Source organism: Streptomyces atratus (assembly GCF_040655115.1).
GTDB lineage: Bacteria > Actinomycetota > Actinomycetes > Streptomycetales > Streptomycetaceae > Streptomyces > Streptomyces atratus_D.
In genome coordinates this window covers 1-14,205 of record NZ_JBFAJH010000048.1, presented here as the reverse complement: position 1 = coordinate 14,205, position 14,205 = coordinate 1, and the positions used below count along the sequence as shown (strand labels likewise).

Below are 14,205 nucleotides of genomic sequence, written 5' to 3'. Positions count from 1 at the left end.
GGCTCGGCGTCACACAACAGTCACCAGGGGGTGAGCCGGATGCGCCGGCAGAGCACGGCCGCGGACGGACCGCGCAGGGCGACCGTCACGGATGTGGCCCGGCGGGCGGGCGTCTCGACCGCCACGGTCTCGCGCGTCATGAACCGCAACTACCCGGTCGCGGAAGCCACCAGGGAGCGGGTCGAGGCCGCGATGCGCGAGCTCGGCTATGTCGTGAACGCGCACGCCCGCGCCCTTGCCGGCGCCTCCGGCCGCACCGTCGGCATCATCGTCAACGAGCTCATCGACCCGTTCTACGCATACATCGCCCGAGGCGTCGAGCGGGAGGCCGCGCTCGGCGGGCGGCTCTGCCTGGTGTGCTGCGCCCAGGGCGACCCCCAGCGCGAGCTGGCCTTCGTCGAGTTGATGCACGAGCGCAGGGCCGACGCGGTGATCGTGGTCGGCGGCAGCGTCGCCGACCACGGCTACACCTCGGAGCTGGCCCGCCGGGCCCGCGAGCTGGACGCCGGCGGATCGAAGCTCGTGCTGTGCGGCAGGCCGCCACTGGGGGAGCAGGCACCGACGGCCGCGGTCGAGTACGACAACGAGGGCGGCGCCTTCGCCATCACCGACCATCTGCTGATGCAGGGGCACGAAAGGATCCTCTACCTGGGCGGCCCGCCGAAGCTCTCCACCACCCGCGACCGGCTGGCCGGACACCGGCGGGCCCTGGAGCTGCGCGGGGTGACACCGGACCCGGAGCTGGCCCAGCCCGGCACCTTCAGCCGGAACTTCGGCTACCGGCGGATGGCGGAACTGCTGCGGGACGGGCTGGACTTCACCGCCGTCTTCGCCGCCAACGACATCGTGGCGGCGGGCGCGGCCCAGGCGCTGGAGGAGGCCGGGGTGCGGGTGCCCGAGGACATCTCCCTGGTGGGGTACGACGACATTCCGGTCGCCCAGGAGCTGCGGCCGCGGCTGACGACCGTTCATGTGCCACTGGAGGAGATGGGGCGGCAGGCCGTGCGGCTGGCCGTCGGCGGTGGGGACGAGGACGACTGGCGCGAGCCGACCACGGGCGCACTGCGGCTCGGCACGCACATCGTGGTACGCGATTCCGTCGCGCCCCGGTCCAGTCGGGCCATCCGGATGTGACCGGTTACTGCACCACTGCCCGTAGTTGACCATAGTAAATAACAGTAACTTCCCGACTCCCCTTGCGGCTCGATAGCAACCGCTTACATGCTGACGGCGAGCTTCACCTGTTCCGCACGCTTCCGCGCATCAATTGTTTCTGCAGGGAGAGTTCCGCATGCGTCAGTCCTCTTTCTCCGCCGTCACGCCGTCGGCCGCCGCCTCCCCCGTCAGCCGCCGTTCGGTTCTCGCCGCCGCGGCAGGCGTCGGAGCGGCAGTCACGCTCGGCGCCACCGCCCCCTCCGCCCGGGCAGCCGGTACCGCTGCCGCGGACACCGCACAGCCCGTCAAGGTGAGCATGACCGCGCGGCCCGCCGCCGAGGTGGAGCGGCTGCGGCTCGGACAGGCCCTGCGCGGCTCCGAGTTCCAGCCCACCGGCCTGTACGTGCCGGCCGCCACCCCGCTCTCGTTCACCGTCCAGCCGAACGACGGCCTGGTACCCACGCTCTGGATCGGCGCGTGGGACTACTACGGCGAGATCACCGAGCCCCGCAGCTACCCGCTGACGGCGGGAGCGAACACCGTGACCGACCCGCACGGCGGCCCCGTCTATCTGACCCTGACGGGGAACGGCGAGCGGGCCGGTGTGGTGTTCCGCTCCGGCGCAGTCCCGATGCCGGTCTTCACGCTGGGCAGCACCTCCGAGGCCGACTTCCAGCACCAGCTCGACACGCTGACCACCTCGCCGTACGTCGAACTCCACGCCCCGCACACCATCATGACCCTCACCCGTGACGGCGCGCTCCTGTACCGCGGCGAGGACCATGCGGCGCTGCTCGAACTGGTCGAGACGATCATCGACTCGCACGCCCGGATCAGCGGTCTCGACGGTTCGAAGCCGGTGCACCGGCGCAAGGCGGGGCCGTACCACTTCACCGAGGTCAGCAAAGTGCCGAGCGGTGTCGGCGCGTACGCCACGCACGGCTACAACGGCTTCCCCCGCGCCTATCTCGACCGGGCCACCACGGTGGAGGGGCTGCGGACCCGCGGCTGGGGTCTGTACCACGAACTCGGCCATCTGCACCAGCAGATGGCGTACAAGCCGGGCGGTCTGACCGAGGTCACGGTCAACATCTACTCGCTCGCCGCGCAGCGCACCCTGAAGCAGCCCTCCAACCTCCTCACGGTCGATCCGAAGACCGGGCTCACCTATTTCCGGTCCGCCCAGCTCAAGTTCGGCACGGCGGGGCTGACGTACGAGAAGTCCTTCAGCGCGTACGAGAAGCTCGTCCCGCTGCGCCAGCTGGAGCTCGCCTTCGGTGACGACTTCTGGCCGCGCCTGCACAAGCTGGTGCGCGAGGAGAACCCGCAGTCGGACTACACGGAGACCGACAAGCGCTACCGGGCGCTCGCCACATATTCCAGCCGGGTCTCCGGCTACGACCTCACGGACTTCTTCGTGAACACCTGGGTGTTCCCGATCGACGCCGTCGGCACGGCGGAACTGGCCGCGCTGAACCTGCCGAAGCCGCCCGTCGACCCGAGCACGCTCACGGACTGACCACAGGCGAAAGGAGACACCCATGAACCTCAGCAGGCGCACCCTGCTCGCCGCGACGGGCGCCACCGCGGCCGTCGCGGCCACCTCCGCCACGACACTCGTCGCCACGGCCGGCGTCGCACAGGCGCAGCCCGTGGCGGCCGGCGAGAGCGCCGGGACCGTGGGTTTCGACGCGCTCCTCCAGCGTGCCGAAACCCTCCTGACCGGCGGCGCGTTCGACCCGTCCGACCCCGACGTCGCCGCCGCGGTCGCCATCCTGGACACCACGGCGAAGGGGCTCTGGGAGACCCTGGACCGCAGCGCCGGACGGACCGCACTCTGGCCGGACCTCTCCCCGGTCACCGAGCCCGGCAACTTCGGCCAGAGCTACACCCGACTCCGTACGCTCGCGACCGCCTGGGCCACCCCCGGCACCTCACTGGCCGGCAGCGAGGAGGCGGCGGACGCCCTCGTCGCCGCGCTGCGCTTCACGTACGACACCGCCTACAACCCGGCCAAGCGCGAGACCGGCAACTGGTGGTTCTGGGAGATCGGCGCCCCGCGGGCTTTGATGGACTGCTCCGTCCTGCTGCGCGGGCGTCTGCCCGCCACCGATCTGGCGGACTATCTGGCAGTGGTCGACCGGTTCTGCCCGAACGCGGACCGTCGCACCAACTCCCCCACGCTCGCCGAGACCGGAGCCAACCGCACCGACAAGGCCGTCATCGTCGCGCTGCGCGGGTTGCTGGGCCAGGACGCGGCCAAGCTGGCATCGGCCCGTGACGCGCTCTCCGACGTGCGTGACTCCGGACGCAACAGCCTCTTCCGGTACACGGGTTCGGGAGACGGCTTCTACGAGGACGGATCGTTCGTCCAGCACGACGTGGTCGCGTACACGGGCACGTACGGCACGGTTCTGCTCGGCGGAGCCGCCTATCTGCTGTCCCTGCTCGCGGACTCCGAGTGGGCGGTCGCCGACCCGCAGGTCTCCGTGATGTACGAGGCAGTCGAGCGGACCTTCTCGCCGGTGGTCTTCGACGGGCTGATGATGGACGCGGTACGCGGCCGGGCGATCTCCCGGGAGCGCGCCGGTGACCACCGGGACGGTGCGGCGACCGTCGCGGCGATCCTGCTCCTGGCGACCGGCGCACCCGCCGCGTACGCGGACCGCTGGCGCGCGCTGGCCAAGGGCTGGCTGACCCGCAACCGCACCACCCCGTTCACGGCTCTCGCCACCCTTCCCCAACTGGCCCTCGCCAAGGCCGTGCTGGCTAACCGGAGCATCCCCGCCGGGGCGCGCACGACCGGTCACTTCGTCTTCGCCGACATGGACCGGGTGGTGCACCGGCAGCCCCGCTGGGCCTGCGCACTGTCGTTGTCGTCGAAGCGGATCTCGGCCTACGAGGCCGGCAACGGCGAGAATCTGCACGGCTGGTACACCGGCGACGGCATGACGTATCTGTACGACGGCGACGACCTGGGACAGTTCAGCAACGGCTTCTGGCCGACCGTCGACCCGTACCGTCTGCCCGGCACCACGGTCGACACCAGGCAGCGGACCGATCTCGGCACCGGCGCCGGCACCTCCACCTACCGGCCGACGAACGCCGTCGCCGGCGGAGCGGTGCTCCACGGCCGTTACGGTGCTTCGGCGATGGAGCTCGTCGGACCCGCGGGCAGCACCCTGCGGGCCAGGAAATCCTGGTTCCTGCTCGACAATGCGGTGATCGCGCTCGGCGCGGGTATCACCGCGAGCGACGGGCGCACGATCGAGACGGTCGTCGAGAACCGCAATCTCAGCTCGGACGGCACGCAGTGGCTGACGGTCGACGGCGCACGTCGGCCGGCGGAGCAGGGCTGGACGGAAGAGTTCGGCGATGCCCGGTGGGCGCATATCGACGGCGTCGGCGGCTATGTCTTCCCCGACCCCACTGCCCTTCAGGCGCTGCGTGAGGAGCGGACCGGGACCTGGCGGGCGATCAACACCGGTGCGGACACCGGCGGCAGCACCGACCCGGTCACCCGCCGCTATGTGACGCTCTGGGTCGATCACGGTGTCTCCCCCACCGATGCGGGCTACGCCTATGTCCTGCTGCCCGGCGCGTCCGCGGCCGCGACCGCCGTCTGGTCGCACGCGCGACCGGTCCGGATCGTCGCCAACGACGTCACCGCGCAGGCCGTGGAGGTCCGCAGGCAGGGGCTGACCGCGGTGAACTTCTGGGCAGCGGCCACCGCCGCCGGGATCACCGCGTCCGGACCCGCCTCGGTCCTGCTCCAGCGCCGGGGCCAGGACCTCTCCGTCGCCGTCGCCGACCCAAGCCGCACGCAGACCACGGTCACGCTGGAACTTCCCTTCCCGGTAGGCCGGGTGGTCGCCGCCGACCCCACCGTGTCCGTCGCACCCGGCCGCCGCCCCGTCCTCACCGTCACGGTCGGCGGATCGCGCGGTCACACGCACACCGCCACCCTCTCCTGAACACGCACCTGCGACCGGTCTTCCCCTCCTTCCTCCGGGAGTACGCATGCACCCTTCCCCCGCCTCGTCACCGTTCAGCCGCCGCAATGCCCTCGCCGTCCTCGCGTGCGCGGGCCCCGCGACCCTACTGGGCTCCGGGACCGCCTCGGCCCGTGCCCGTACCACCGCAGTCCGCGCGACGGCGTTCCCCTCGACGGAGACCGAGCGGCTGCGCCTGGCCACCACGTACCGCGGCAGCGACTTCATCACGACCGGGCGATACACCCCGGCCGGCGCCACCCACTGACGGACTGAGGAGCACCGCCCGCATGACCCCGCCCTTCCTGCACCTCCCCCCGACCGACCGGCTGCTGTCCTCACGGACCGGCTGGACGCGCGCGCACTGGGAAGCCTCGGCCGACCACATGCTCGACGCGCTCGTCCCGTACGCCACACCGGGCTTCGCGCAGTACCGGCTGCCCGGCCGGGCCAGCTGGTCGGGCGTGGTGTCGGACGGGCTCGAAGGATACGCACGCTCCTTCCTGATGGCCGCCTTCCGCATCGCCGGAGCCCGGGGGGACGTCGATCCGAAACTGATCGAACGCTACGCGCAGGGTTTGGTAACGGGCACGGACCCGGCCTCCGCCGAGGCCTGGCCCCGGCTCACCGACTGCTCGCAGCAGATGGTCGAGGCCGCCTCGATCGCCGTCGGTCTGCATGAGACCCGCCCCTGGATCTGGGACAAGCTGGACACCCGGGTCCAGGAGCGGGTCGTCGACTGGTTCTCCGGCTTCGTCGGCGGCCGCACCTGGGACAACAACTGGCGTCTCTTCCAGGTGGTGTCCGAGCAGTTCCTCGCCTCGGTGGGCGCCCCCTACAGCCGCTCCGACATCGAGAGCAATCTGGACAGGATCGAGGACTGGTACGTCGGGGACGGCTGGTACACCGACGGGGACGGCCGGAACTTCGACTACTACATCGGCTGGGCCATGCATCTCTATCCGCTGCTCTGGTCGCGGATGGCGGGCCCGGACGGCGACGGCGGCAGGACCGAGGTCTACCGACAGCGGCTCTCCCGGTTCCTGCAGGACTATCCGCACTTCTTCGGCTCCGACGGTGCGCCGGTCCACCAGGGGCGCTCACTGACGTACCGGCTCGCGGCGCTCGCACCCGTCTGGATGGGGGCGCTGGCCGACTTCACGCCGCTCGCACCCGGACTCACACGCCGGCTCGCGTCGGGCACCCTGCGGCACTTCGTGGAGCGCGGCGTCCCGGACGAGCGGGGGCTGCTGACCCTCGGCTGGTACGACACGTTCCTGCCGAGCACCCAGCCGTACTCCGGTCCCGCTTCCCCGTACTGGGCGAGCAAAGGCTTCCTCGGGCTGCTGCTCCCGGCGGACCACCCGGTGTGGACGGAGCGGGAACTCCCGCTCCCCATCGAGGAGTCCGACCAGTACACCGCGCTGCCCGCACCGGGATGGCTGCTGCACGCCACACGGCACGACGGCATCGTCCGGCTGATCAACCACGGCAGCGACCACAACCCGCCCGCCGCCACCGACGACACCACGGACGCGGACACGGGCGAGGAGGACCCGCACTACGCGAAGCTCGCCTATTCGACAGCGACCGCGCCCGAGTCCGCGCCGCATGCCGTGGCACGCGCCGTCGACGGCCATCTGGCACTCCTCGCTCCGGACGGCACCCCGTCACGGCGGCGCAGGATCCATCCGCTGCGCTGTGAGGACCGCGTCGCCTCGTCCTGGTACGCGGCCCGGCTGCCCGGCGACGACCGCGCGTACCGGATCGAGACGACAAGCGTGCTGCACGGCCCGTGGGAGATCCGGGTGCACCGGGTCGAGGCGCCGGAGGGCGCGGTCGTGCGGGAGGGCGGTCATGCGGTGGCGCACGCCGAGCGGCCGTTCTCCTCGTCAGGACCCGGCTGGGCGCTGACGCGCACCGCCGACGGTCTGACCAGTGCCGTGGTCGCCCTGTACGGCTGGGACACGGCGGCGGGCGGGACGTCCCAGGAGGCGGTGGAAGGGGCCGGCGTCGCGCGGGACGTGCAGTCCAACGCGTACGGGCCGCACTCCGCGATCCCGTATCTCCGGAGCGACCGTCATCCGGGCGGGCGGAGCATCCATGTCTCGCTGGTCGCGCTCTCCCGCGACACCGTCCATCCGCAGGCACTGCGTGAATCGGTGGTGGTTCGGGCCGATGCGCAGTCGGTGGCGCTGACCTTCCTGGACGGCACGACGGTCGAGGTCTGAGCGCAGACGTCCGAGCGTGCTCCCCGGCACGGGCGGCGGCTCGCACGTCCGAGGCACAGGTGGGGCGACGGATCAGAGCGCGATGCTGCCGTTGTCCTCCCGTCGGTGGATGTGGCCGATGAGTTCCTGCGCCAAGGACTTGATCGTGTCGAGACCGGCCTGCCCCCAGGGGCGGGGCACGGTGTCGACGGCGCAGACCGCCCCCAGCACGATGCCCGCAGGGTCGATGAGCGGCGCCCCCAGATAGGAACGGATGCCTATGTCGTCGACGACCGGATTGCCGGCGAATCTCGGGTAGTCGCAGACGTCCTCCAGGGCGAGCGCCTTCCGCCGTGCGACGACATGCGGGCAGTAGCCGTGATCGAGGGCCACGTACCGCCCGCCGCGGCCGCTGCCCGCGGCCGCAACGCCCAGGTAGGAACCGGTGTGTGTGCCGGTCGGTGTGTGCAGTCCGGCGAAGAACTGCCGGTTCGCGTCGATGAAGTTGACCATCGAGAAGGGCACATCGATCATTTCGGCCACCTTGTCCGCGAACGCGTCGAAGCCGGCGAACGATCCACCGGCCCGTTCCCCGAGCGTCGGCAGCCGATGAGCGCGGACGGGGGCGTCGCGGTCGACGGGGGTCGGCAGCAGCCGGCCGTCGATGCGTCCGTTCACGGGTGGGCTCCGAAGGCGGAGAGCGGGGCGGGGGCGGAGGTGGCGTCGATCAGATACTGAACCAGTGTGACCAGCGCTCCGGTACCCGAGTTCGCGATCCTGGCGTCGCAGAGGACGACCGGTACCTCGGGCGGAAGGTCGAGCGCGGCCCGCACCTCGTCGGGGCCGTAACGGTAAGCGCCGTCGAACTCGTTGACCGCGACGATGAATCCGATGCCACGCCGCTCGAAGAAGTCGACCGCGGGGAAGCACTCCTCGAGCCGCCGGGTGTCGGCGAGCACGACCGCTCCCAGCGCGCCCTGGGAGAGCTCGTCCCACATGAACCAGAAGCGCTCCTGGCCCGGGGTGCCGAACAGATAGAGCACGTGCTGCTCGTCGAGGGTGATGCGGCCGAAGTCCATGGCGACCGTCGTGGCGGTCTTCGACTCGATACCCTCAAGGCTGTCGACCGCCGCACTGACCTGGGTCAGCAGCTCCTCCGTGCTCAGCGGCGCGATCTCGCTGACGGCTCCCACGAACGTCGTCTTGCCGACGCCGAAGCCCCCCGCCACCAGGACTTTGAGCGCGACGGGGAAGCACTCGGAGCCTCCGGGGGCGTCGCCTCCGTCCGAGGTGCCGAAGCCGTCAGAGCTGTCGTCGTAAGCCATCGAGCACTGCCTCCAGCAGAGATCGGTCGGTGGGCGTGTGAGGGAAGGCGGGCGGATGCGCGGTGACTGCGCCGCAGTCGACCAGATCGGAGACGAGCACCTTGGTGACAACCGCGGGCAGCCGCAGATGTGCGGCGATCTCGGCCACCGAAGTGGGTCCGCCGCACAGCCCGAGCGCCACGGAGTGCTCGGGGCCGAGATGCGTCTGCGGATCGGTGCCGGTGGCCCTCACCAGGGAGAGCAGATCGAGCACGGCGGTCGGACGGGTACGGCCGTTGCTCACGGTGTACGGACGGATGAGCCGGCCCGCCGCGTCGTCGAGCAACGGCCCGTCCTGCGGGGCCGACACTCTCACAGCCCCGTGGTGGCTGATGCCCCGGCCGCCTGTCTGGCCGGAGTCATCAGATACGGCCGGACGCTCTTGACCAGCATCGTCATCTCGTATCCGAGCACCGCGGCATCTGCCTCGCGTCCGGCGAGGACAGCCAGACAGGTGCCGGAACCGGCGGTGGAGACGAAGAGCAACGTCGAGTCGAGCTCCACCACCACCTGCCGGACCTCCCCGTTGTCCCCGAAGCGCGCCCCGGCGCTGCGACCGAGGGAGTACAGGCCGGCGGCCAGCGCCGCCATGTGGTCGGCGCTGTCCGCGTCCATGCCGTGGAGGGACTTCACCAGCCCGTCGGCGGAAAGCAGGACCGCGTTGCGTGTGTACGGCACACGCTGTACCAGCCCGCTCAGCAGCCAGTCGAGGTCCGCGACCTGACCGGACGGCATATCGGTCGTCATGGTGCATCTACTCCTTCAAGGTGTTCGTTTCGAGGGGGCCCGGTTCGGGAGGGAGCGGGAAGGCGGTCGCGATGGTTCCCCGGACGGGCAGCGGTTCAAGGGGCTGCCGGGCCGGCGGTCCGGACGCGTCGAGGGCGCCGTCCGGGGGCTGTGCGGTGTCGGCGTCCGCGTCGCTCCGGGCCTCCGCGAGCTCGATGCCCCGCCGGAATGACGCCATCAGCCCCGGGTCGTGCAGGGGGGGTTCTGCGTCATCGGCCCGGGGGGCCGGGGCTTCGCGCAGCTGCGGGACCAGGTGTTCCTGGTGGGCGCGCCTGGGGAGTTGAGGCCGCCCCATGGTGCCGCGCACGGTTCCGGGCTCCGGCTGGAGGGCTGGAAGCGCGTCGTCCGGGCGCTGGATGCCGGGTCGGGCATCGGCTGGGGTGGGCCGGGTGACACGCTCGGCGCGCAGCGGCAGCGGCGGCCCCTCACCCTGCCTTCGCGGCTGCTGGGGCGTTTGCTGCAGGCGGAGCGGCTGACTGGGCACCTGGGCCTGCCGGTTCGGGCCCGGGCTCAGTTTCCGCTGGTGCGCGGTGTCGCCCTGGGTCGGTGGCCGGTGTACGGGCCCGGGCGGCGGGACCGGGACGGCGTCGGCCGTGGTGGGTGCGTCGGCGTCGGCGCCGAGCAGGGACTGCGGGAGTACCAGTACGGCCTGGGTGCCGCCGTAGATGTTGCTCTGCAGCCGGACCGCGATGCCGTGCCTGCGGGCCAGCGATGCGACGACGAAGAGCCCGATCCGGCCGTCCTGGAGCAGATGGGCGACGTTGACCCGGTCGGGGTCGGCGAGCAGGGCGTTCATCCGCTTCTGCTCGTTGCCCGGCAGGCCGAGCCCCCGGTCCTCGACCTCCAGGGCCAGCCCGGCGGTGACGTGCTGGGCTCGCAACAGCACCTGGGTGTGCGGGGCGGAGAACACGGTGGCGTTCTCGACGAGTTCGGCCAGCAGATGGATCACATCGGCCACGGCGTGACCGCGCAGGGTGCCGTCGATCGGCGGCACCAGTTTGACCCGCGGATACTGCTCGACCTCGGCGATCGCGGAGCGCAGCACCTCGGTCATGGTGACCGGGTTGCTCCACTGGCGCCGGGAGACGGCTCCGCCGAGTACGGCGAGGTTTTCGGCATGCCTGCGCATGCGGGTGGCGAGGTGATCGACCTGGAAGAGACCCTTGAGGAGATCAGGGTCCTCGACCTCGTGCTCCAACTCGTCGAGCAGCTGGATCTCCCGGTGGACGAGGGACTGGAGGCGGCGGGCGAGATTGACGAAGACCTCGACCCGCTGTTCCTCGCCGGAGCTGTTGCTGAGCCGGGCTGCCTGGACGACGGCGGTGACGGCCCCTTCGTGCGACCGGCCCATTTCCTGGGCGAGCAGGTCGAAGGCGTCGCTGCCGGGGGCGACGGGCCGCGGGGGGCGCCGCGCGGGCACCGGCCCTCCGTTGCGGAGCTGCTCCACCAGTCGCTGCAGGTCGGCCTGGCCCTGGGCACTGGCACGGCGCAGCGCCAGGCAGCGGCCGAGGACGGTGGTCGTGACCCGGTTGGCGCCGAGGAATGCGGCGACCACGGCGGCGGCGGCCAGCGCCCCGGATCCGCCCAGCGCGGTCCAGAGCTGGGTGGTCGGGCGGGCTCCTGTGGAACGGATCGTGTAGATGACGGCTGCGGCACCGCTCAGCACCGCGGCGACGGCCGGAAGCAGGGCGGTACGCAGGATCTGTGGGCGCATGCGGGCGTCAGGAGACGGCTGTGCGGCGCGCGGCCTGGCCGCGGCCGAGTGGGAACGGGCACCCGGCCGGCCGTGCCGCGCGCCCTCTCGGCGTTCCGGTCGCGCTTCAGGTGCGCGAAGTTGAGACATCAGCGTCCTCGGTACATGGGGCACCAGGAATCGGCGTTCATGCGGTGGCACCTACGGTGGTCGGTCAGGCTCGGGTCAACGCCCGGGCATGCTCGAACGATATGAGCACAGCGTTGATCACCGACCACACACAGTAGTCACCAATCGGGCTCCCGCGACAGGCAGTTGTCAAACTTGCCTGCCATCCGTCCCGCTCCGGTATGAACTCTCGTACAAGAGACCGATAACGCTGCATTGACATGGTCGCCCGGCAGCCGGACCGCCGGGGGGCAGTTCGGTCTGGACACACTTGCGGTGGCCGAAAACGAACCGGAACCGCATCCCGAGGGTGACCCGTTCGCAGCCGGCCACCCCAAGTCCCTGGAGCTGCGCCACGCTGCTCCTGCAGTCACGCAGCCACCGCTGCCTCACCGGCGAGACCGATGGCCGCAGTCAAGCCTCGACCGGCAGCGGACGCTCGGCGGATCCTGGGCGGTCCCTCGCCACGGGGCGCCCGCTGCCAGGTGGCTGCGGGCGCCCGGTGCGACTGCTGTCAGCTCACGTTGAGCGCCGTGTCGTCGATGACGAACGAGGTCTGGAGCATGGAGCCCTCGACGCCGGTGAACTTGATGGTCACGGTCTGGCCCGCGTAGCTGCTGAGGTCGAAGCTGCGCAGAGTGTAGCCGCCGGCGGCGTTGAGGTTGGAGTAGGTGGCGAGGGTGCCGAGCACGGTGCCGGAGCTGTTGAGCACCTGGGCCTTGAGGGTGTCGTAGGCGGTGCTGGTGGTGGTCTCGGCGGTGTCGATGTGGAGGTAGAAGCTGAGGGTGGCGGCGCAGCCGGACGGGATGGTGACGGACTGGGAGAGGGTGTCGGTGCTCGCTGAGCCGTAGCCGCCGAGCCAGGCCTTGTAGGAGCCGGTGCGGGCGGCCTCGCCGCTGCTCGTGGTGATGACACCGCTGCTCGCGGTCCAGGAGGTGTTGCCGGACTCAAAGCCGGGGTTGGCGAGCAGTTGGGCGGCGGTGCAGGTACCGGTGCCGCCGCCGCTGCCGGAGAGCCACTCGGTGGCGTTGAGGGCGAGGGTGGCGTTGGTGGCGCCGGAGTCGTTCCAGCCGTCGTACAGAGTGTTGCCGGACTGGCCGGTGCCGTCATCGATCGGCGAGCTGTCGCCCCAGAAGGCGACGCGGCCGCTGCCGAAGGTGCTGGTGGCGAAGAAGGCGCCGGTGTTGCCGGAGTACCCGGTGCGGTAGAGCAGGCCCTTGACGCTGGAGTTGTCGGCCGGCTTGAGGGTGGCGGTCGTACCGCTGGCGATGAGGCTCTTGGTCACCGTGCCGAAGGAGCCGTGCAGCACCGCGTTGGTACTGTCGGTGATCGCCGCCGGGTGGTCGGAGCTGATGCTGAGCGAGTCGACGGAGAAGCCGAACGGGTCGGTGCCGTCGACGGTGTTGTTGGTCATCAGGTCGTTGATGATCTCGACCGCGTCCTCACCGTCGCTGTTGCGGTCGGCGCCGGTGTGGTCGGAGATCAGGAACAGGCCGCCGCCGTTCTTCACGAAGTTCATGACGGCGGCCTTCTCCGCCGCGGTGAGCAGAACGTTCGGCTCGGGCAGCACGAAGGTGTCGAAGTTCATCAGGTCGGTTGCGCTGGTGGTGCCGTAAGTGATCGAACTGCCCGACGGCAGCGTCTTCAGACTGTACTTGCCGGTCTTCTGCAGGGCCACGCCCCAGGAGGAGAGGGCGCCGGTCCAGGAAGTCTCCGAAGTGGGGCTGGAGTTCTGACCCAGAGGGTCCGGCTGGCTGGTGCTGATGATCCAGTCCGCGTTGCCGGCCGTCTCGGCGTGTGCGTTGTCGAACAGCACGCGGTTGGTGGTGGCTGCGGTGGCGCTGGGGGCGGCGTGAACCGCCTGGACGGCGGTGCCGGTGGCGAGCGCGCCCAGGACGGCTATACCGCTGACGAGCCTGCGACGAGGGAACTTACCGGATCCAAGCATCCGCCATACCTCCGGGAGGGGTTGATCTACGAGGGCGCAGCCGCTGGGTACTGAATTCTTCGCGCGTAGAACAGTGACTGGGATGCGACCTGGGCAACAGACCGTTTAAGCGTACATGACAAACGGCAAACGAGTCCCCGCACTCGACGCAGGCCGGGCCTTGGGGCTCCGGCGGGGGACGACGCAGGACGGCCCGCCGGTACATCCGGCGGGCCGTCCACGGTGGGCGTGAGGTCCTACGGTTCGAGCGCCTCGATCAGGACCTCGGAGGCGCCTGCATCAAGCAAGGCCTGCCGGACCCGCTCCAAGTCCGCCGTCGCCGCCCGTTCGGCCTCGTCCGCATCCACGCCTGAGCCGTTGTCCCCGACGCTGTCACACAGCAGCTCCCAGGCCGAGGCGATCTCGCCGTCGGGACCGGACTCCACGTCCTCCGCCTCGTCGGGGAGGACGACCTCGATCTCCCATCGCTCGTTGCTGAGGAACTGCGGGGTCGAGTTGAAGATGCCCAACGCGTCCGCGGTCCGCTGGGCGACGGCGTCCCCGCTCATCCGCCCCATCACTCTCACAGTGAACTGCACGACCGTCTCACTCCGGGTCCGCCGTAACCGACAGTCTCATTGTCACTGTCGGCCCTGCTATCAGCTTCGCGAATGCTTGTTCGTCGCGTACCGCGAGGGCGGCCAGGCCACGTACACCTTCGCGATCCGCGGCAGCCATGTCCAGAGCGCCACGGGCAGCTTCGGTCGCGCCACATGCGCGGGCAGCCTCCCCGGTGAAGCTGGCCGCAACGCCGCCTGAGCTTGACTCTGTCGGGGATCTTGGAATCAGCGGTGTCAACCACGGCTGCTTCTCCAGGACTTCGGCCGGTGGATGTTGTGCTGGTCCAGGA

12 protein-coding genes are annotated in these 14,205 nt (G+C 70.6%); 5 read left to right on the top strand and 7 right to left on the bottom strand.

Annotated elements, in window-relative coordinates; genetic code table 11:
- The first annotated feature begins 39 nt into the window (after positions 1-39).
- From AB0I23_RS33225 to AB0I23_RS33205, 5 genes are all read left to right on the top strand, one after another.
- Positions 40-1,134, top strand: a complete 1,095-nt coding sequence (locus AB0I23_RS33225; RefSeq protein ID WP_359114968.1) for a LacI family DNA-binding transcriptional regulator — start codon at positions 40-42, stop codon at positions 1,132-1,134.
- A gap of 157 nt (positions 1,135-1,291) precedes the next feature.
- Positions 1,292-2,674: a M60 family metallopeptidase gene (locus AB0I23_RS33220; RefSeq protein WP_359114967.1), complete on the top strand. Its 1,383-nt coding sequence runs from the start codon at positions 1,292-1,294 to the stop codon at positions 2,672-2,674.
- 22 nt (positions 2,675-2,696) lie between these two features.
- On the top strand, positions 2,697-5,129 hold the full coding sequence (locus AB0I23_RS33215; protein ID WP_359114965.1) for a polysaccharide lyase 8 family protein: 2,433 nt from the start codon (positions 2,697-2,699) through the stop codon (positions 5,127-5,129).
- Between the two features lie 46 nt (positions 5,130-5,175).
- Positions 5,176-5,415: a hypothetical protein gene (locus AB0I23_RS33210; protein ID WP_359114962.1), complete on the top strand. Its 240-nt coding sequence runs from the start codon at positions 5,176-5,178 to the stop codon at positions 5,413-5,415.
- 22 nt (positions 5,416-5,437) lie between these two features.
- Entirely contained in the window at positions 5,438-7,378 is a 1,941-nt protein-coding gene (locus AB0I23_RS33205) for a DUF2264 domain-containing protein (RefSeq protein WP_359114960.1), read from the top strand.
- A gap of 72 nt (positions 7,379-7,450) precedes the next feature.
- Here AB0I23_RS33205 and AB0I23_RS33200 read toward each other — a convergent pair whose 3' ends face one another.
- From AB0I23_RS33200 to AB0I23_RS33170, 7 genes are all read right to left on the bottom strand, one after another.
- Positions 7,451-8,035, bottom strand: coding sequence for a GAF domain-containing protein (locus tag AB0I23_RS33200; RefSeq protein ID WP_359114958.1), 585 nt, complete (start codon positions 8,033-8,035; stop codon positions 7,451-7,453).
- Positions 8,032-8,682 carry a GTP-binding protein gene (locus AB0I23_RS33195; protein WP_359114955.1) on the bottom strand — a complete coding sequence of 217 codons (651 nt, stop codon included), beginning with the start codon at positions 8,680-8,682 and terminating at the stop codon, positions 8,032-8,034. The genes AB0I23_RS33200 and AB0I23_RS33195 overlap by 4 nt, the downstream gene beginning before the upstream one ends.
- Positions 8,660-9,031, bottom strand: a complete 372-nt coding sequence (locus tag AB0I23_RS33190; RefSeq protein ID WP_359115045.1) for a DUF742 domain-containing protein — start codon at positions 9,029-9,031, stop codon at positions 8,660-8,662. The genes AB0I23_RS33195 and AB0I23_RS33190 overlap by 23 nt, the downstream gene beginning before the upstream one ends.
- A 2-nt stretch (positions 9,032-9,033) precedes the next feature.
- Positions 9,034-9,468: a roadblock/LC7 domain-containing protein gene (locus AB0I23_RS33185; protein WP_359114953.1), complete on the bottom strand. Its 435-nt coding sequence runs from the start codon at positions 9,466-9,468 to the stop codon at positions 9,034-9,036.
- 7 nt (positions 9,469-9,475) lie between these two features.
- The gene (locus tag AB0I23_RS33180; RefSeq protein ID WP_359114950.1) at positions 9,476-11,350 is read right to left on the bottom strand and encodes a sensor histidine kinase; all 1,875 of its coding nucleotides are present in this window, start codon (positions 11,348-11,350) and stop codon (positions 9,476-9,478) included.
- Positions 11,351-11,882: 532 nt separating this feature from the next.
- Positions 11,883-13,316, bottom strand: coding sequence for a hydrolase (locus AB0I23_RS33175; RefSeq protein ID WP_359114948.1), 1,434 nt, complete (start codon positions 13,314-13,316; stop codon positions 11,883-11,885).
- A 236-nt stretch (positions 13,317-13,552) separates the two neighbouring features.
- Positions 13,553-13,894, bottom strand: coding sequence for a hypothetical protein (locus AB0I23_RS33170; RefSeq protein WP_359114946.1), 342 nt, complete (start codon positions 13,892-13,894; stop codon positions 13,553-13,555).
- Positions 13,895-14,205 lie beyond the last annotated feature (311 nt).